The following is an 18,164-nucleotide window of genomic DNA, read 5'->3' as shown; positions in this document are numbered from 1 at the left end:
ACACAGGAGCATTCATGACCAGCACCGGCAACACCCCCGGCCAGGACGCCACCGAGCTGGAGAAGCAGCTCGCCGCGGCCACCCCCGAGGAGCGCGAGCGGCTCCTCACCGACACCATCCGCACCCAGGCCGCCACGCTCCTCAACACCACCCTCGACGACGACAGCAACTTCCTCGAGAACGGCCTCAACTCCCTCACCGCTCTCGAACTCACCAAGACGCTGATGACGCTGACCGGCATGGAGATCGCGATGGTGGCCATCGTCGAGAACCCCACGCCCGCACAGCTCACCGGCCACCTGAGCCAGGAACTCACGCACACCACCGCCTAAGAGCCTGTGCCGGGCGCCGGGGCGCAGGCGGGGGTTCAAAGACAGGCTCTAAGCTCGGCCCATGCGGTTGTTGCTGACCTCCGACACCCACGTGCCCGCGCGCGCCAAGCGCCTCCCCGACGCCCTGCTCGCGGGGATCGACCGGGCGGACGTAGTGATCCATGCCGGGGACTGGATCGACGAGGCCACCCTGGACCTGTTCGAGTCCAGGTCGCGGCGGCTGATCGGCGTGTACGGCAACAACGACGGCCCGGCGCTGCGCCGCCGCCTCGCCGAGGTCGAGCGGGCCGACCTCGCGGGGCTGCGGTTCGGTGTCGTCCACGAGACCGGCGCGGCGGCCGGACGCGAGCGCCGGTGCGCCGAGCGCTTCCCGGATCTCGACGTGCTCGTGTTCGGGCACAGCCACATTCCGTGGGACACCGAGGCCCCCGGCGGCCTCCGGCTCCTCAACCCGGGCTCGCCCACGGACCGCAGGCGCCAGCCGTACTGCACCTTCCTCACCCTGACCGTCTCGGACGCCGCGCTGCGCGACGTGACCCTGCACCGGCTGCCGCCGAGGCGCTGAGCACGCCGCCGGGCGCCGACCCGTGCGTACGGGTCGGCGCCCCTCGATGCGTTGGGCGGGTCAGAACTGCAGGGCCCAGGCGTTGATGGTGCCGGTGTCGTTGGTCCAGTTGTCGGTCACGCGCAGCTTCCAGGTGCCGTCGGCGTTCTCACCGGAGGCGTCGACGCGGTAGGTGGTCCTGACGTCGTCGTCGCTGTCATCGCTGTCGTAGTCCTTCAGGAGGTGGGCGGTGCCGTCAGGGGCGACGAGCTCGATCCTGAGATCACCGCGGTAGGTGTGGCGGATGTCCACTGACACGGCGAGGTCGGCCGGGGCCCTGCCGGCGATGCCGGTGACCGGCAGGGAGGATTCCACGGTGGCGTTGTCGCGGATCGGGTAGTCGTCGGTGTTCTCGAACTTCTTGCCGGTGGGCGGCGTGCCGTCGCCCGCGCCGGTGTGCAGGAGCTTGTTCGGGGAGCCGGTGCGGGCGTCGGTGACCTTGCCGGACGTGGCGTCCGCGACCAGCTTGTCGCGGACCTGGGCCGGGGACCACGTCGGGTTGGCGGCGAGCAGCAGGGCGGCCGCGCCCGCGGCGTGCGGGGAGGCCATGGAGGTGCCGCTCATCGTCTGCGAGGCGCTGTCACCGGAGGGGCGAGGACGCCCTGCGCGTCGTGGAGGCAGCGGCGGTACTCGACCGTGCGGTGCCCGTCACCGTGCTCGCCGAGGTGGCCGGAGTCACCCCCGAGGACGCCGAAGCGGCCGTGGACGCGTGCGTGCGCCGGTCCGTGCTGCGGGGAGGAGACCCTGAACCGCCTTGAGCGCACGGGCGGTTGGGTGTGGGCGGGAGAGGTGTCGCCCACCGCGGTGGAGGCCCTGCACGGCAGTGGGCAGACCGCGCGGGCCCGGCGGCTCGTCGCCGACTTCGCCGCGGGGACGGAGCGGCGGGACGCACCCGCCGCGCGCGCCGCCCTGACCATGTGCCGGGCGCTGCTCGCCGGGGCCGACGACCGGCCGAACGACGCGGTCGGGCTGCTCGGCGACGCGGAGGCGCAGTGGCGTGCGCTCGGCCGCCCCTTCGACGCCGCGCGGGCGGCGGAGGCCCGCGGACGGTGCCTGCTCGACCTGCACGGCGAAGCGGCGGCCGACGTGATCCAGGAGGTGAGCCAGACCTATCGGGAACTGGGCGCACGCTGGGACGTGGCCCGCTGCCAACGGCTGCTGCGCCGCCACGACATCGTCACCACCCACCGCCGCGGCCGCCTCGGCTACGGCGACCAGCTTTCCCCGCGCGAGCGGGAGGTGGCCCACCTGGTCGTCCAGGGCCGCGCGAACCGCGAGATCGCCGAGAGCCTGGTCCTGTCGACGAGGACCGTCGAGCACCATGTGGCGCGCATCATGCGGAAGTTGAACGTCACCTCCAGGACCGCCATCGCGCCGGCCGGCCGAGCGGACCACGAGCCGGAGGCCGGCCGGGCGTACTGACGGCGTTTCGGCCATGTCCCCTGCGGGCGGGTCCCGTTGGGGGCAAAGGGCCCATGCATCCCGCACCTTCCGCCGACCGCGGGAAACCGCGTTCCGCAAGTCGGCCGAAAGACACGTGTTCGAAAACGTGACGGGATCGTTGAAACCGACAGAGCCGCCACGACCGTCGGCCGTCGGCAAGCCGTCAGGAAGGAGCGACGTTGACACCCACCGGCCCACGCCGCGCCGCCCCGCAGAACCGGAAGAGCACGCAGAGCACGCAGAGCACGCAGCACACAGAGAGCACGACGAGCACGCGGAGCACGAACAACGCGAAGAGATCACCGGCGAAGGACTCCATCTCGAACGCGGAGCGCGAGCTGTACGGGGGCCGGTTGCGCTACGACCAGTCCTTCGTGCGCCACGCGAGCCCGCTGACCAGGCTCTCGTTCAGGCACATGGCCGCCGCGCTGCCCCGCATGGTCGCCCTGGTGCTCCGCACCGGCTGGGAGACGGACCGGCGGGCGATGGCGGCGGTGGTCGCCGCCCAGCTCGGCCTCGGGGTGAGCGCGGCATGGGGCCTTGTCGCGGTCAACAGCGTGCTCACGGACCTGTTCGCGCAGGGCCCGACGGCGGACAAGCTGCGCGAAGCGCTGCCCGCCCTGGCGGCGCTGGCGGCGACCGCGGTACTCGCGGCACTGCTGACGGCGTGGTCGACGGCGATGTCGGGGCGGCTTGAGCCACAAGTGGAGCGTGCCGTCTCTGCGCGGTACTACACGGCCGTCACCCGCGTCGAGCTGGAGGCGACCGAGCGCCCCGAGGTCCAGCGGGTGCTTGAGGCGGGCCGGTTCGGCACGGACTCGGCCCGCAGCATGCTGCGCCTTTCGGTCGGCGTCGGCAACGTCCTGATCGCGATGGTGGCGGCCGCGGTCGTCCTGGCGTCGCTGCACTGGCTGCTGCTGCCGATGCTGCTCGTCATCGCCCTGCCCAAGGGATGGGGCGCGGTCCGCTGCGCACGCCGCGAGTACGTCTCCAAGCTGCACTGGATCGACCACCGGCGGGCCATCGCCTCGCTCCTTGGCTTCCTGACCCGCCCGCACGCGCAGGGAGAGATCCGCGTGCACGCCGCCGGCGCCAAGCTGCTCTCCAGCTACGAGGAGATGTCCCGCCAGACCGAGGCGGAGCAGCGGCGCCTGGCTCGCGCGCAGGCCTCCACCGACCTGGTCGCGGGCGGGTTCGCGGGCGTCGCGTCGCTCGGCTGCTACGGGGTGCTGTGGTGGCTGCTGGCCGACGGCTCGCTGCCGCTCGCCGTGGGCGGCACCGCGGTCCTCGCGATCCGCGCCTCGACCGCCCGGCTGACCTCCCTGGTCCAGCAGGTCAACCGGCTCTACGAGGAGCTGCTGTTCCTCACCGACACCGAGGACGCCATCACCCTGGCCGCCGAGAATGCCATCCCCGCCAGGGGCGCCGCCCTGCCGTCCCGCGTCCACCGGGTCCGCGTGCAGGACGTGTCGTACACCTACCCGGGGGCCGACTCCCCCGCGTTGTGCGACGTCAGCCTGCGGGTCCCCCGTGGCGAGGTGACCGCGCTGGTGGGTGCGAACGGCTCCGGCAAGACCACCCTGACCAAGGTCCTTTCCGGGCTGCTGCTGCCCGCGGGCGGGAACGTGTGGTGGGAGGATGCCGAGGGCAGCGACCGGGTCGAGCTCGGCGACGCCGACAGGGCCGAGGTCTTCTCCCTGGTGGGGCTGCTCGCACAGGACTTCCCCCGGTGGGAGATGACCGCCGCCGCGAACGTGGCGATCGGAGCGGGTGACCGGGTCCGCGATATGGACCGGGTGAGGTCAGCCGCTTCGTCCGCGGGCGTACGCGACATGATCGAGGGCCTGCACCACGGCTGGGACTCGATCGTCTACAAGGGGTACGAGCGGGGCGTGCAGCTCTCGGGCGGGCAGTGGCAGAAGCTCGGCACGGCCCGAAGCCTGTACCGGGGCGCTCCCTTCCTCCTGGTCGACGAACCGACCTCGGCCCTCGACCCGCACGCGGAGATCGCCGCGTTCGACAGCCTGTGGACCCTCGCTCGGGAAGGCCACGCGGTCGTCCTCGTGACCCACCGCCTCGCGGCCACGGCCAACGCCGACCGCATCTACGTCCTCGACCGGGGCCGGGTGGCGGAAGAAGGCACCCACCAGCAGCTCATGGCCCGGCCCGAAGGCATCTACCGAGGCATGTTCACCGCTCAGGCCGCCCAGTACGAGGCACATGCCCCGTCCTAGGCGCCCTGGTCGATCAGGTCGAGCATGCGGCGCGGTTCGTCGTCGCCGCCCAGGCGGGCCATCGCGTAACGATAGGCGAGAGTGTCCGCGTAGACGCCCAGCGTGCTGTCGAGGCGGAGTTCGCTCGTCCACTGGTCGAACAGCCGCCACAGGCCGTCGCGTCCCAGCTCCGGCCAGCGGTCCTGAATCACCGACCAGAGCGGGCCGCGGCGCTTCGGCTCCCTGATGGTGTCGTGGACTGCCGCCGTCCACCGCGGGATCTGCTCGGCCGGGATGACGACGGCGATGTCGGCCAGTGCGTGCCACCGCAGGAGATCGGTGGGCCCGCCGACCTCGTAGGCCAGATCGAACGCGTCCTCGTGGGCGCCCAGTGCCGCGTAGCAGCCGGCCAGGGCTGCTCGGAGTGACATGCGTGTGGTGGTGGAGAGGATGCGGTCCTCGGTGGCCGAAAGCGCGTCCAGTTCGGCGAGGTCCAGAAGCGGTGTCAGCGGCTGGAGGCGGTACGCCCAGTCATCGATGCGCTGGTGCTCTTCGTCGTGATGGATGCCGTAATGCGTGCGCTCGACACCGTCGAGGAACCCGCCGTCGAAAAGCAGTTCCTTGACCGCGGGACGGGCGCGTGGCGCCAGCAGCCTGGCGAAGAAGGGCGTCCAGGAGTCCGTGCCCCGGACCAGCCAAGGGCATCGCTCGGGAAAGCCGACGTCCCGAGCCGAGGCCGCGGCACTCAGGGTCTTCTGCCGCAGCGCGCGCAGGCTCGACGTGATCTCTCTGAGGACGGTGTCGTAGCCGTCTCCCGGCGGGAGATGCGTTCCGGCCGCCAGCAGGGTAAGACGCTTCCAGGGGTCCGCCGCCGACTCCTTCGCCTCTTCGAGGAGTTGCGGCACGCCCCCCTCCGTCAGAACGCAGGCGCGGTCAAAGGCACGGTCGAGCAGTACCTCTGCTCTGTTGGCGCCTCCGTCGGCGGCCGGGTCCCGGGGCGGGCCCGGCCGCATCGGGTAGCGCCGCACTCCGCTGTCGTACACCGGTATGACGCCCGGCAGATCGATCTCCCGCTGCTCCCACCAGACTTCTCCGTACGCGGCTCGGCCGTTCGGCTGATGGACGGTGTCGGGCAGGTGGCGTTCCATGAGCTGACGCAGCTCACCGGGCAGGGCCTTGGGGTCGGACTGCTCGTATACGAGGTCCAGTGCACGAGCCGCCTCCTGTCGGCCGAAGGAGGCCAGCCGGGGCAGGAGGTATCGGCGTGGTGGACAACTCTCGCGGTCCGCGGGGTCGGGCGAGGTGATGGCCAGCGCGCGCTCGGTCTGGTCCCGCGTCAGCTCGGGGGCGAGACCCTCGATCCAGCCGTTGTCCGCGTCGAGGGTCCCTGCCTCGATCAGGTCCAGGATGCGGTCGGTGTAACCGGCGAACGCGGGGGCGTGGACGCGGGCGATGTCGAAGTGGTTGACCCTGGGAGGCCAGCGTGGCCGGGGGTCGCTGAAGCGGTACGGCAGGGTGTCGAAGACTTCGTCCGCCCGCGTCCGCCGGTCCTCTCCCTCCAGGGAGGGAAGCAGCTGGATGAGCGCCGGCGTGCGATCGTCGTCCGTCATGCGGCGGGTGATCTGCTCGGCCACCCAGGACGCGTAGCGCGCGGGGACGCCGCTCATCAGTCCGTCGTAGTCGTATGCGAAGGCGACCGGCACCTGGTTGCGTCGCGCGAAGGCGCCGCCCTGGTCGTCCCCGGTGGACAGTCGGCAGAGGACCCGCTCGTGCACCCTGTCTCCGAGCCAGCGGGCGACTGCCACGTATGCCTTGCCGTTTACTCCCACAGGGGGCACCCACCACGGGGAGGGGACGAAGGGCAAGGTGCTGTCGTTCCACTGGTCGAGGCTCGCGGCCAGCACCTGTCCCGGCCCGTAGGAGCCACCGGGTTCGTCGGCGTACCTGTCGAGACCGGGCTGACTGCGGGCGGCTCTGACCCACTCCGGGAGGGCCTCGTACGGTGTGGGCGGCCAGAGTTGCTCGGCCTGTTGCCTGGTGACGCACCGGGTCAGATGGCGGGCGGCGCGGTCGGGGTACCCGGTGGGCGTGGTGTTCCGCAGGACGGCGGTGAGTACGGTGCGGGCCAGCGGTTCCGGCAGCAGCCGAATCAGTTCGGCCTGGGTCCAGAGGCGGACGAAGGCGCGGTCCGGGTGTTCGTCGGGTGTGGCCGGGCCGCCGGGCGCATGAGGATCCAGCGCAGGAGGCGGCGGCTCGGGAGGGTGTTCGGCCAGCCAGTCGGCCACCGCCAGGGCTTCCTCCGGGCGACCGAGTTCCAGGAGGCGGTGTGCGTAGGCGGCTGTGGCGCGGGCGAGGTCTTCCGTCTCGCCGCTGTGGGGCCAACGCTCAAGGAGCCGGTACAGCCGCGGCAGGTCCTCGTCCCGCATGAAGGGGGCCAGGTGCGCGATGCCCATCAGACAGGTGTGGCTCCACAGTTCCGCGAAGCCTTCGAGATACGCCAGGGCCCGGCCGGGCCGCCAGAGGTCGTGGCGCACGAGCTGGGCGGCGAGTCCCGGGGTCATCTCGTCGGAGAGGGCGGTACGTTCACCGGCGAGGGCCGCGGCACACATGACCTGTTCGGGCAGGCGCGGCAGACTCCGGTCCGCGGAGAAGGCCCGCTGGTTGGCGCCGCGGACGGCCGCGGCGACCCGCGCCACGTCCCTGCGGTAGCCGTCGACGTCGTCCGCGGTCTCCTCCCGCACCTGCCGCCATCGGGGATGGACAAGCCGCAGGGCGTCGGAGAGGTACTCGGTCGCGTCGTCTCCGTACGACTCGGTGTCGGACTCGGAATCGGACTCGGACGCCGGTAGCAGGTGCTGGGCGAGGTGGCGGGCGAGGTAGCCCGGTACTCGGGTGGGCGCGAGGTCACCCGAGCGGAGCGCGTCGAGAGTCTGCCGCCCCCAGCCGGTGTACGCGTCCCGGTACTCGTCCAGCTCGTCGTTGTCCCGCAGCTGCCGTGTCCGCAGACCGGCCAGGAGGGGGTGGGCGAGAGCGACGGACGCTTCCCCGGAGCCGGGCAGGGTGAAACGGTCGAGAAGGGTCAGCGCCGCCGCCAGCCGGTCCCCGCTCACCTTCCTGTCGAGCACCTTGCCGGCCAGCAGCCGCAGTTCCCCCAGCGTCACAGGGCCGTGAGCGAGCGCCAGGACACTGAACAGGCACCCCGCGTCGTCGACGAGACCGGGCTCCTTCTGGCCCCAGAGCAGGTTCTGCTCCCGCCACCAGCGGTCCAGGAAACCCTCCAGGCCCGGTCGGGTGGTGCGCAGCCGCGAGATCCACTGTTCCAGGTCCTGGTCCGGCCGCCGGCGCAGGTCCTGGAGGTACAGGGCCGTGGTCACCGGGTCTCCCCCGGTCAGCCGCAGGAGGTGCGGCGCCGCGCGGTCGAGGGCCTCGGCGCTCGTCCCTTCACGGTCGGACACGGCCTGCCGGAGAAGTTCGGCGACCGCGTCGTCGCCCAACGCGGTCAGCAGGGCCGAAGCGCCGTCGGGGCGGACATCGATGGCGTCGAACCAGTGCTCGGCCGTGGGGAGTTGGCGGGTGCGGCGGGCGGAGAGCAGGATGCGGACGTCGCGGCCCGGCCGGCGTGGCAGGAGCAGCGGGTACGGCCGGCCGGACAGCCAGCCGTCGACCTCGTCCAGGGCGTCGATCACGACCAGCAGAGTCGTTCCGTGGGGAGCGGCGCGGGCGAGGAGAGCGGCCAGGGCGTCCCGCGGACTCGTGCCGTGGTCCTGCCGGTGTTCGTGCACGCGGGCGATCCGGTGCGCCAGGGCTTCGCAGACCGAGCCTGCCCCAGCGGTGTCGCTGCGCAGGCTGACCGGGAAGAACACGGTGTGCACCGTCGGGTCCGCCCGCTTGACCACGTCCTCGGCCCAGCGGGTGAGCAGGGTGCTCTTGCCGGTGCCCGCGTTGCCGGTGACCAGGTAGTAGGCAGGAGCGTCGGAGTCGGCGAGCCAGGAGTCGAGGGCCGTGAGTTCGTCCCGACGGCCCGCGAACGGGAGCCTGCCGCCGGGGCCGTTGAGGTGGGTGTCGAGGAAGTTGGCGACGAGAGGGTACCCAGGAGCGCCCGGATCACCGGCGAGCTCCTCCAGCGGCTGAACGGTGCGTGCCAGCCGGGGCCAGCGGCGGACGATGTCCTCGGCGAGAGAGGCGTAGACGGTGCCGCCCACCGCGCGCGAGGAGTCCGCCTCGTCCTCCTGCATCCAGCGCACGACGCCGACGGCCACCTGACCGCTCACGGTATCCGCGAGGACCGGCCCGCCGCTGAAGCCACGGGGCCGCAGCCCGAACCCCACCTCCCCGGAGAAGAGCTGCATGACCCGCCGGCCGTCGAGGATCGCGGTACTCTCCACAGCGATCTTGGCCGGCATGGTCTGCGGATCGGACGTCGAGGGACTGTACAAGGCCCAGCCGAGCGCTTCCACGGGTGTCCCTTTGGGTGCGTCCGCCGCCGTCCCGAGGGAAAGGGGATGCCATCTGCCGGGCAGCGGACTCCCCTTGTCCAGGGTGAGGAGTGCCACGTCGAGGACGGGGTCGTGGTCGCTGTACCTCGCGAGCAGGGTGACGTCCGGTCCCAGCCGTACGGAGAACTCCTCCTGGAGGAGCTCTCCCTTGGCGTCGATGAGGCAGTGCCAGCAGGTGACCAGGGTGCCCGCGTCGACGGCGAAGGCCGTGCCGAGGGAGCCGCCCGCGCCGACGACCTCCCCGACCGCCGGCCGGCTCATGGCTCTCCGGGGCCGCGGGACCAGGTGAGCGACACCTGGAAGGTGGCACCGCTGGAGACCTTCGAGATCAGCACGCCGGTCTCCGCCTCCAGGCTGACGGAGAACTGCAGGCTGACCTCGCCGAGCTCCCAGTCGGAGGCGGAGCCGCCGGCGAGGTGCTGCTCAAGGGATGCGCGAATGCGTTCGGCCATGGACCCGATGGACGCGCCCAGTTCCCCGGCCCGCACCTGGAACCGCTCGACCATCTGACGTGACGACAGGTTCCCGGCTTGCTGTGGGTCGGGGCGCACCTCGACCTGGATCTTCTCGAAGCCCTGGCCCGTGCTGCTGTCGTCCGGCGGTTCAGCGGCCCTGATCTCGGTCACGACTCCCCCACCCCACCCCGGGCTCGCGTTTCCGGGGGTGTCTCACATGGTCCGGCGCCCCGGGTCCGGTGACAACGGTCGGAGCGCGACCGCTCCCGCACAGGAGGCGACGACGCGGCTCAGTGGGCCTGTCCCTTCCCACCGGCGTCCCCGCCTTCGTCCGCCTCCTCGTCGCTGACGCTCCCCGCAGGCCTCGCGGGGGCCGCCGCCGCACGCGTGTTGACGTACGTGGTCAGCTGCCGCACCTGCCGCTCCAAGTTCTTGATGCGGTCCAGGATGTCCTCGGGAAGATTCGGCATCAGGGGCCCTCCATGCCTTCCAGGTAGAGTTCCGCCGTTTCGGTGCGGCCCCGCTCGGGGGCGGTGACCTTGACTCCGATGACGCGGTACGTCGCGTCGAGGCCCTCGCTGAACCACACGTCGTGGATGCGCAGCCGCACGGTCGTCCCGAGGAGCGAGGGCGTGGTGTCCGCGTCGAGGCGGACCCGGACGGCGGGGATCACGACCGGGCCGCCGAGCGCGCCGAGTTCGGTGTGGGCCAGGGCGTCGAGTGTCGCCTTGGCGGTGACGTTGCTGTGGTCGGACGTGGTGTCAAGGCGCGGGAAGCCTGCGCTGATCAGCGCGTGCGCCACCTGTTCGTCCGAGATGACGGGGCGGTCCTGGCCCTCGGGGGTGCCGCCGCGGGCGCGCGCGGTGGTGCCGCCGCGGGTGGCGTCGCGGGGGAAGGAGTACGTGAGGATGTCGCCCGGCAGGTCCAGGACGGTGGTGCCCTCGCCGACCTGGATGCGCGGGACGCCGAACAGCAGCCGCTTGGCGCGCTGCCCGGTCACCGGGTCGCGGTACACGCTCACCAGGTACTCGAAACCCGGTTCCATCGACGCCAGTTGGGCGATCGCCTCCTCCACCGTCGTCTCGTCGCCGTCGCGGTACGTCACCGTGCGCGGTGTGCCCCGTGGCGCGGGCGCGAAGCCGACGCCGATGTCACCGCCGGGCATGCTCTGGATGTGCTCCCACAGGCCGCGCACGATGGTGAGGTCGTCGGTATCGGTGTACGTGAGGTTCCGCCGGAGGTGGCGGTGGCCGGCGTACGAGTCGAAGGTGGCGGCCTGGAGCGCGACGGTGACCATGCCCTGCTCGTCCATGGCCGGGGTGAGCGTCCAGACGATGCCGCCCCAGCACACCTGGTCGCCACGTTCGAGGTAGACGGCGGTACGGCCCTCCACGAGCTCCCTGACCCGCCGTGCCATCCGCCGGTTGGGCACCGGCAGGGTGGCGCTGAGCGAGCCCGGCTTGCCGATGTAGTCGTCGAACTCCAGGCCCTGCATGGGGAGGGCGTCGATGGGGGTGCCCGTGCACAGGTCGGTGAAGTACGCGACGTAGGGGCTGTCCATGCGTCAGGCGACCGGATCGATGCGGATGAAACGGCTGTCGAACCAGGCCTTGGGGGACCCGGCCTTGTGGGCGGCGGTCGCGGTGTACACCACCCCCGGGGTGAGGCGCCCCAGGGGAAAGTTGGTGAACACGGAGGCCGAGCCCGCCCCGGTGTAGACGGCGGCCGCGTCGTCGGAGGCGGTGACGAGGAGTGCGCCGCCCGCCCGCGGCCGGACGTTCACCGAGAAGTAGCCGCCGCCTCCCTCACCCGCGATGCGCGCCCCGACCGATATGTGCACCCAGGTCGAGGAGGGTGCGGTGAACTCGGCGGTGAGCGGGCCCGCGTCGGTGAGGGTCTCGGTGTACGCCGTGGAACTGGTGTACCCCAGGGCCGAGCTGCGTTTGAGCATGGCGTCGGGGATGTACTGCTGCCACTGGCCGCCGTCCCAGCGCTCCAGCCGCCCGCCCGCGTCCCGGTACTGCCCCGCGTACGTGCCCTGGGCGCCGTGTCCGCCCCCGGCGGGCAGGATGCCGCCGAGTGCCGCGGTGTAGCGGCGCCGGTCGGCGACCGCCGTCGCCCAGGTGATGCCCCGCGTGGCGGAGGCGCCCGCACCGACCGACACCTCGTACAGCAGCTCGGCGCTCTTCGGCAGCGCGGGCGGCACCGGCGCGCTCGCGGGGGTGCCCTGGACGATCTCCAGGACGGCCTCGTAGCGCCCCGAGGCGTCGTAGTCCGCGTCGTACACCCGCACCACGAGCGCGTCGATGCGCGGCAGTGTGGCATGGCCGTCGGCGAAGGTGAGCTGCGTGTCGGCGTCCACGGTGACCGGGTAGCCGCCCTGGGCCGCCGCGGAGCCGCCGGGCACCCAGAGGCGGCCCGGGGAGAGGCGGGCCTGCATGCTGCTGGCCGCGCTGCCGGTCAGCTGGAGGCCGCCCACGGCACAGCCGCCGCGGGCGGTCAGCGGGCCGGAGGACGCCATCCCGAGGCTCATGGCGAGCCGGGTGTCCTCCCGGGTCTGTCCGGTGGGCAGGTGCCATGCGGAACGTGTCGTCATGGAACTCTCCAAAGTCGCGCGGATTGCCGGTCGGTGGGGTGGGCGCCGTCCCGCGCTCGGGACACGGGCCGGGCCCCGCGGTACGGGCTCACCACTCGGCCGACCGCCAGGCGACGGTGGCCGACGCCCGCTCCGCGTCGCCGGACTCGGCCCGGAAGGACAGCCGGGACGCGCCGGGGGCCAGGGTGAACAGCTCCTCGGGGACGCTGCCGACGACCGCGGTGTGGCGGCGCGAGGCCGTCCCGTTGAACAGCACGGAGCCTTCGGCGGTGTCGACCTCCAGCACGTCGCCGAGCAACAGGGACAGGTCGTACTCCAGCCAGGTGCCGCTGTCGTGGTTGGCCAGGCGCGGACCGGCACACGGCCCGGTGAAGGTGATCAGCGGGTGGGCGGGGGCGCTCCCCGCGTTCTCCGCCGTCGCCTCGCCGACGGACCCCGGGGTGCCCCAGTTCAAGGGCCACGTCAACGGCCAGGTCAGGCCCGGCTCCCGGCGCGGGAGCCCGATCTCGACCCGGCGCGCGACGCTCTCGTACCGCCGTGGGTCCATGGCCTTCCACTGGAGCGTCACCTTGGCCAGGCGGCCGGCGAGGAACTGCCGGTCCGTGGGCACGACGCGCTGGGTGACGCGCGCCCTCACGGCCAGCGTCTCGCCGTACAGGCGCACCGCGAGCCACTCCTCCTCGTCCCGTATCCCGGTGGCGGAGCGCAGCGCGCGCAGGGCGTCCAGGGCCGCTTCGGGGCCGCCGTCCGGGTCCGGGGCGAGCCACAGCTGCGCGGTGATGGTGCGGGGCTGGGCCCACTGGGTGCCCGGCCAGCCGCCGTGCCCGGTCGGGCGGTTGGCGTCGGACGACTCCAGGCCCGGCAGTTCCTCCCAGCCGGTGAGGCCCTCGGCCGCGACCCAGTAGGCGGTGCCTGGACCGAGCAGGAGCCCCGCCCACTGCACCTGCCCGTCCCTGTCGATCAGCGTCCCGGGCCCGGCGGCGGCCTCCGCCGCGCCGGGCGCGCCGGATCCGTACCGCGTCCCTGCGTCGTTCATCCGCTCACCACCCCCTCGCGCCTGGCCTTCATCGGGGCCTCAGCCCCTGGCCTTCATCAGGAACATCAGGTCCTCGGCGGTCTGGCGGGCGCTGCCGCCGCGTGCCTCGTAGTAGTTCTCGATCACCACACCGCCGCGCTGCTGCGGCCCCAGCGCACGGACCGGTCCCCCACCCGGCCGGGGCCTCCGCGCGAGCAGCGCCTCCAGCCTGTTCAAGGGCAGCACGGCCTCGGCCTGCCCGGCCTCACCGAGCAGGGCGAGCGTGCCGCCGGCACGGGGCAGCACGATGCCGCCCTGCGCCAGGGTGGGAATGGTCGGGAGGTTGACGCCGAAGGTCTTGCCGCCGACCCCGGGCACCCAGCCCGGGATGGACACCTTCACCCGGTTCAGCGCGCGGATGGCGTTGTTGACCAGGCCGATCACCGCGTTGATGGGCCCCTTCACGGCGCCGAGGACGCTGTTGAAGACGCCTTTGGTGAAGTTCGCCAGGCCGTTCCAGGCCCGGTGCAGGCCGTCGCGTACGGCACGGAACGCGGCCGGGATGCGCTCGCGGAGGAAGCCCAGCGCCGGTCTGATCACCGCGAGGATCGCGTGGATCACGGTCATGATGATGGTCTTGTAGATCGTGAAGTACGTCTTCACGACGGTCCAGATCACCCTCAGGACGACCTGGAAGGTGACCTTGATGCCGTTCCAGGTGGCCTGCACGACCTGCCGTGCCGCACGCATCGTCGTGCCGATCACCTGCCCGATGATCCGGAACGCCGTCTGCACGATGCGCTGCACGGTCTTGGACTGCATCGCCATGTCGATGAGCTTGGTGATCAGTGGGAGCAGCAGCGCCATGATCGCGCCGAAGACGTTCGCCTTCATGGCGGTGTTCAGGCCGCGCTGCGCGGTGCTGACGCCCTGGAGGCCCGACTTCATCCGTCCCATGAGCCCGCCGCCGCGGGTCGCCGACTTCCCGGCTCCGTCCATGGCCCGGTCGGCCTGCCGGGCGCTGCGGGCGGCGGCGTCCGCCTGCGTCCTGACCCCGCGGAAGGAACTCGCCGTGCGGTCGAGCCCGCTCTTGATCCGGCCGACGGCCCGGTCCGCCTGCTGCACGGTCGCCCGCAGCTTGCCGACCCCGGACTCGGCCTGCCCCGCGCCCGTCCGCAGACCACGGAATCCGGCGGCGGAGCGGTTGAGGGCTTGGACGAGTGACATGGGGTGCCTCCTTGCGGTGTTCCGGCCCTTGCGGGTGGTATCAGCTCAATGCGCGAGCGAGTCCGTCGACCCGACGCTCCAGTTCCCGGAGGGCGCGCGCGGTCTGCTGGATGTTTCGCGCGTCCATGCGCGGTGCGGGCTGCGGCCCACGCCCGGCGGGGGCACGCGGCGCGGCACGCTGTCGCCGCAGTGCGGCCTCCGCTTTGCGCACGCCGTCTCGCGCTGTGCGCAGCGCCCGTTCGGCCGTCGACTTGACCTCGACGACCGTATGCCGGTCCTGGCGGGCTCTCATGGTGCTCTGGGTGAGGGATCTACGGAGCAGAGTGGTGCGGTTCTTGAGTTCGGCGACCTGGCGGCCGACCTGTCGTTCCAGCGCGTTGATGGACTGTCTGAGGTCTTCGGGCCGCATGCGCGCGGCAGCGAGCCGGCCCTGCTCCTGGCGCTCCTTGCGTTCCTCGCTCATCCGCTCCATGTCGAAGAGGGAACGCTCGGCGTTGAAGATCTTGAAGCCGGCGGAGGCGCCGGTGAGCTCGGTCTTGGCCCACGTGGCCGAGGCCTCCAGCCCTTTGACCGACCCGGTCAAGGCCGTGACCTCGGCTTTGAGCCCATTGACTTCGGTACTGACGCCGGTGAGGCCCGTCTTGCGCCAGTCGGCCAGGAACTTGCCCAACCATTCCTTGAGCCACTTCGGTACTTCTGTCTCGGACATGGTCCCTCTCCAGGCGCGGGGTCAGCCGAAGAAGCGGGCCAGCTCGGTTGCGCTGGGTGCCGCGGAAGGAGGTGAATCGTCGGGCTGGACACCCGGCCGAGGCACCGGCTGCGGCGCCTCCGGTGCAGGCTCGTCCTCGTCCCGGTTGACCGAGGCGAACATCCAGTTGGCGATGGCCAGATGGTCGACCACCGCGGCGAGCAGGTGGTCGGTCAGTGACCACTGCGCCGCCTCGCCCTCGTGCGCGAGGCGGAACGCGCTGTCCCGCGGCAGGTGCCGCACCAGCACGGCGAGCCGCCGGGACGACAGCTCGCCGCGGTACCAGCCGAGCAGGTCGACGCCGTAATGGCGCAACAGATCCGCCTCCAGCGCCTCGGCGTGCTCCTCCACGAGCGCGCCGAGGCTCAGCCTTCCCCCACGCTCAGCCCTGTCGCCTCGCCGTAGGCGTTCAGGACGGCGGCCACGTCCTGAACGCTGACGTCGTGCTCGGCGAACCGCTTGTACTGCTCGTCGCCGAGCAGCAGGGCGAGCAGCCCGTCCAGGTCGTTGTCGTCCAGGGAGGAGAGGGCCTGGGCGGAGCGGCGCGGGATTTCGGTGGGGAGTGAGAAGGTCTCTCCGTCCACCTCGAACTCCCAGTTCAGGCCCAGCGTTTCGAGCCGCTGGGCGCGGGCGGCGTTGACATTGAAAGGCGCGGACATGGGGCTCCTGGGTCGATGAGTGGTGGGCCGGCCGGGTGACCGCCGCCGCTACTTCGCGAACGCGGGGTCGTTCATCAGCCAGGTCGCGAGCGGCGCGGCGTTGTCCACCGAGAGCGCGGTGAAGGTGATGCCGAGCTTGACCGACGCGGTACGGGTGAGCTGGACTTCCTCGGTCTCGGTGACCTGGCCGCGCGCGATGGTGAAGCGGTACTTGATGGCGTCGCCGTCCGCGAACTCCACGCCGAGCATCCGCTCGTCCTTCTTGGGCTCGGACGCCACCTGGTACGTGTAGAGCTTGGAGCCCTCCGCGGTCTCCTTGACCGCGTCGCCGCCGAAGAAGAACGGCAGGGTGTCCTCGTTGAGCTGGAGAAGGGCGAACTTCACGGTGAGGTCCCGGTCGGAGTAGACGAAGCGGGCCGGGCTGACCGACTGCCAGGTGTCCACCGGGTCGATCTTGTCCTTCTTGTTGAAGCGGATGCCGTCGGTGCTGGTGTAGCCCAGGTCGCGCCAGGGGGCGACCCAGTCTCCGGTCAGATCGACGGGCGGCCGCGTCCCGACCGGGGCGGTGAGGATGCGCCCCGTGCCGGCGACGCGGATCTCGTTCGGGTTCATTCCGGGCATGCGGACTCCTTCGAGCTGCTCAGGTCGGGCCGACCTCGCACGCGCACGGGCAACGGGCTACGGGCTCCGTCAGGCCGGGCGGATCGAGAGCCGGGTGGTGGACAGGTAGCGGCTGGCCGCCTGCCGGTTGTAGTCGGGCAGCCAGCGCGGCCCGTCCGCCTCGACGGCATCGGTGACTCGGGCACCGCCGTACGTGGTGCCGCGCACGGTCAGCAGTGCCGTACGGGCCGCGGTGGCCACCGTGTGCGCGGCCGGCTTGTCGGGGCCGTAGACCTCCAGGTCGATCAGGGGCTGGTCGAGGTGCTGGTCGTCGACCCACGCGCCGCCCGCCCGGGACACCAGGACGGCCTTCTGGGTACCGTCGAAACCGGGGGGCGTGCGGTTGTCGACGATGACCCCGGCCAGCTCGGGGCGGCTCTTGAGATGGTCGACGACGAGGCGTTCCACGTCCGGGAACACGATGGGCGGATCGCTCACGCGCAACTCCTTGCGTGGTCCGGGACGCTCATTGTGGCCCGCGTGCGGAGTGGGGGCAATGCGCCTGCAAGGGGTCACGGGCACTGTGCACGTGAACGTGATACTCCGTCAACTGGGGCGTTATACGGGCTAGTTGAGGAGCCCGACCCTCCGCATGCGTGGGTCACCTAGCTGCGCGCGGGCAGACAGGTGCGAAGTCGAACGGCTACGTGCTGGGCGGCCCGGTTGAAGGCGTGGATCTCCGGTGCGGTGTTGGTGACGAGCCAGGTGGGCGCCCATTCCAGGGGCGGCGCATCGCTCAGCGGCAGATAGGTGACGCCGGGGCGCGCGTAGAACCGTGACACCTGGGCGCCCATGACGAAAGCTCCTTCGTCGGCGTCGATCAGCGCCAGGGCCTCCTGGAGCGTCTCGAACTGGGGGCCCGGTGCGATGGGGCGGCCCGCGGGCGTCAGGCGGGGTGTGCGGTCTGCGCGCCAGTAGTCGGGAAAGGCCTCGGCCACCTGCAGCATCTTGACCGCGGCCAGGTCTTCCAGCGAAACGCTGTCACGGCGGGCGAGCGGGTGGCCGGACGACACCCCCAGCACCCGGGGTTCGGAGAACAGGACCGGCCCGGTGACCATGTCGGGTTCGTGGTGCGGCAGGCTCACGACCAGCAGGTCGACATCGCCTGCCCGCAAGCGCCGGAGGCCGTCGACGATCTGCATCTCCCTCAACCGGGCCCGCCAGCCGGGCCGGCCCTGGTCGAAGAGCCGAGCGGCCTGTGCCATGAGCTGTCCTGCGGCGGCGCCGAGGAACCCGACCCGGAGAACGCGGTCGATGCCGCGCGCGGCGTTGATCGCCTTCTCCACCCCGGCCTCGATCTGGTCGTAGGCCGGGCGCACGTCTGCGTGCAGCAGTCGGCCGGCCTCGGTGAGGCTGACATGGCGGCTGTTGCGCTCGAACAGCGGTGTGCCGATGTGCCGTTCCAGCTTCTTGATGGTCTGGCTGATCCGGGCGGTGCTCACGTGCAGGCGTTCGGCCGTGCGGCCGAAGTGCAACTCCTCGGCCAGCGTCAGGAAGGCCTCCAGCTCAAGCCGCTCCAGCACGCGCTCCTCCGAACGTTGAACCCACCTTAACGACCGTTGCACTATGCCAGCTTGTTGGCGCATCGGGCCCGTAGGAGCCTGAACGGGCCAGGCCGCACACGGCACTCGCGCCCGCTTGTCACGACGGAGCCCGGAGTTCCGAAGTCCCTTGCCCCGCAACCCATGTCCCGAGAGCAGGACCATGCGTTTGTTT

18 protein-coding genes and 1 pseudogene are annotated in these 18,164 nt (G+C 71.7%); 5 read left to right on the top strand and 14 right to left on the bottom strand.

Annotated elements, in window-relative coordinates:
* The first annotated feature begins 14 nt into the window (after positions 1-14).
* Entirely contained in the window at positions 15-332 is a 318-nt protein-coding gene (locus AC07DI_RS05145) for an acyl carrier protein (protein ID WP_478902248.1), read from the top strand.
* 61 nt (positions 333-393) lie between these two features.
* Positions 394-897 carry a metallophosphoesterase family protein gene (locus AC07DI_RS05140; protein ID WP_478902247.1) on the top strand — a complete coding sequence of 168 codons (504 nt, stop codon included), beginning with the start codon at positions 394-396 and terminating at the stop codon, positions 895-897.
* A 60-nt stretch (positions 898-957) separates the two neighbouring features.
* Here the strand turns inward: AC07DI_RS05140 and AC07DI_RS05135 are convergent.
* Positions 958-1,524, bottom strand: a pseudogene (locus AC07DI_RS05135) (proprotein convertase P-domain-containing protein); the annotation flags it as partial.
* Between the two features lie 23 nt (positions 1,525-1,547).
* On the opposite strand from AC07DI_RS05135, the gene AC07DI_RS05130 reads away from it, so the two are divergent.
* The 3 genes from AC07DI_RS05130 (at position 1,548) to AC07DI_RS05120 (ending at position 4,613) form a co-directional block, all read left to right on the top strand.
* On the top strand, positions 1,548-1,694 hold the full coding sequence (locus tag AC07DI_RS05130; protein ID WP_478902246.1) for a hypothetical protein: 147 nt from the start codon (positions 1,548-1,550) through the stop codon (positions 1,692-1,694).
* Positions 1,695-1,725: 31 nt separating this feature from the next.
* A complete protein-coding gene (locus AC07DI_RS05125; RefSeq protein WP_478902244.1) occupies positions 1,726-2,358 on the top strand; it encodes a helix-turn-helix transcriptional regulator in 633 nt (210 codons plus the stop codon).
* Positions 2,359-2,558: 200 nt separating this feature from the next.
* Complete coding sequence (locus tag AC07DI_RS05120; RefSeq protein ID WP_478902243.1) at positions 2,559-4,613, top strand: ATP-binding cassette domain-containing protein; 2,055 nt, start codon at positions 2,559-2,561, stop codon at positions 4,611-4,613.
* Here the strand turns inward: AC07DI_RS05120 and AC07DI_RS05115 are convergent.
* The 13 genes from AC07DI_RS05115 to AC07DI_RS05055 all read right to left on the bottom strand — a co-directional run bounded on the left by AC07DI_RS05115 (position 4,610) and on the right by AC07DI_RS05055 (position 17,971).
* On the bottom strand, positions 4,610-9,349 hold the full coding sequence (locus tag AC07DI_RS05115; RefSeq protein ID WP_478902241.1) for an AAA family ATPase: 4,740 nt from the start codon (positions 9,347-9,349) through the stop codon (positions 4,610-4,612). The two genes, AC07DI_RS05120 and AC07DI_RS05115, sit on opposite strands and share 4 nt — an antisense overlap.
* Positions 9,346-9,714, bottom strand: a complete 369-nt coding sequence (locus AC07DI_RS05110) for a CU044_2847 family protein (protein WP_478902240.1) — start codon at positions 9,712-9,714, stop codon at positions 9,346-9,348. The genes AC07DI_RS05115 and AC07DI_RS05110 overlap by 4 nt, the downstream gene beginning before the upstream one ends.
* Before the next feature lie 119 nt (positions 9,715-9,833).
* The gene (locus tag AC07DI_RS05105; protein ID WP_384247347.1) at positions 9,834-10,013 is read right to left on the bottom strand and encodes a hypothetical protein; all 180 of its coding nucleotides are present in this window, start codon (positions 10,011-10,013) and stop codon (positions 9,834-9,836) included.
* Positions 10,013-11,104 carry a hypothetical protein gene (locus tag AC07DI_RS05100; protein ID WP_478902239.1) on the bottom strand — a complete coding sequence of 364 codons (1,092 nt, stop codon included), beginning with the start codon at positions 11,102-11,104 and terminating at the stop codon, positions 10,013-10,015. Before AC07DI_RS05100 ends, AC07DI_RS05105 begins: the two co-directional genes overlap by 1 nt.
* Before the next feature lie 3 nt (positions 11,105-11,107).
* The gene (locus tag AC07DI_RS05095) at positions 11,108-12,139 is read right to left on the bottom strand and encodes a hypothetical protein (RefSeq protein ID WP_478902237.1); all 1,032 of its coding nucleotides are present in this window, start codon (positions 12,137-12,139) and stop codon (positions 11,108-11,110) included.
* 88 nt (positions 12,140-12,227) lie between these two features.
* Positions 12,228-13,175, bottom strand: a complete 948-nt coding sequence (locus tag AC07DI_RS05090) for a phage distal tail protein (RefSeq protein WP_478902236.1) — start codon at positions 13,173-13,175, stop codon at positions 12,228-12,230.
* Between the two features lie 39 nt (positions 13,176-13,214).
* A complete protein-coding gene (locus tag AC07DI_RS05085) occupies positions 13,215-14,381 on the bottom strand; it encodes a hypothetical protein (protein ID WP_478902235.1) in 1,167 nt (388 codons plus the stop codon).
* A gap of 40 nt (positions 14,382-14,421) precedes the next feature.
* Positions 14,422-15,090, bottom strand: a complete 669-nt coding sequence (locus AC07DI_RS05080) for a hypothetical protein (RefSeq protein WP_478902233.1) — start codon at positions 15,088-15,090, stop codon at positions 14,422-14,424.
* A 21-nt stretch (positions 15,091-15,111) separates the two neighbouring features.
* On the bottom strand, positions 15,112-15,480 hold the full coding sequence (locus AC07DI_RS05075) for a hypothetical protein (protein ID WP_478902232.1): 369 nt from the start codon (positions 15,478-15,480) through the stop codon (positions 15,112-15,114).
* A 14-nt stretch (positions 15,481-15,494) separates the two neighbouring features.
* Positions 15,495-15,788, bottom strand: a complete 294-nt coding sequence (locus tag AC07DI_RS05070; RefSeq protein ID WP_478902231.1) for a hypothetical protein — start codon at positions 15,786-15,788, stop codon at positions 15,495-15,497.
* Between the two features lie 48 nt (positions 15,789-15,836).
* Complete coding sequence (locus AC07DI_RS05065; protein WP_478902230.1) at positions 15,837-16,409, bottom strand: phage tail tube protein; 573 nt, start codon at positions 16,407-16,409, stop codon at positions 15,837-15,839.
* A gap of 69 nt (positions 16,410-16,478) precedes the next feature.
* Positions 16,479-16,886, bottom strand: a complete 408-nt coding sequence (locus tag AC07DI_RS05060; RefSeq protein WP_384247373.1) for a hypothetical protein — start codon at positions 16,884-16,886, stop codon at positions 16,479-16,481.
* A gap of 167 nt (positions 16,887-17,053) precedes the next feature.
* The gene (locus AC07DI_RS05055; protein WP_478902228.1) at positions 17,054-17,971 is read right to left on the bottom strand and encodes a LysR family transcriptional regulator; all 918 of its coding nucleotides are present in this window, start codon (positions 17,969-17,971) and stop codon (positions 17,054-17,056) included.
* Between the last annotated feature and the right edge of the window lie 193 nt (positions 17,972-18,164).

This window comes from Streptomyces sp. NPDC044106 (assembly GCF_056433985.1).
Note: the sequence above shows the minus strand (reverse complement) of the source record. Positions and strands in the feature narration are given on the sequence as shown.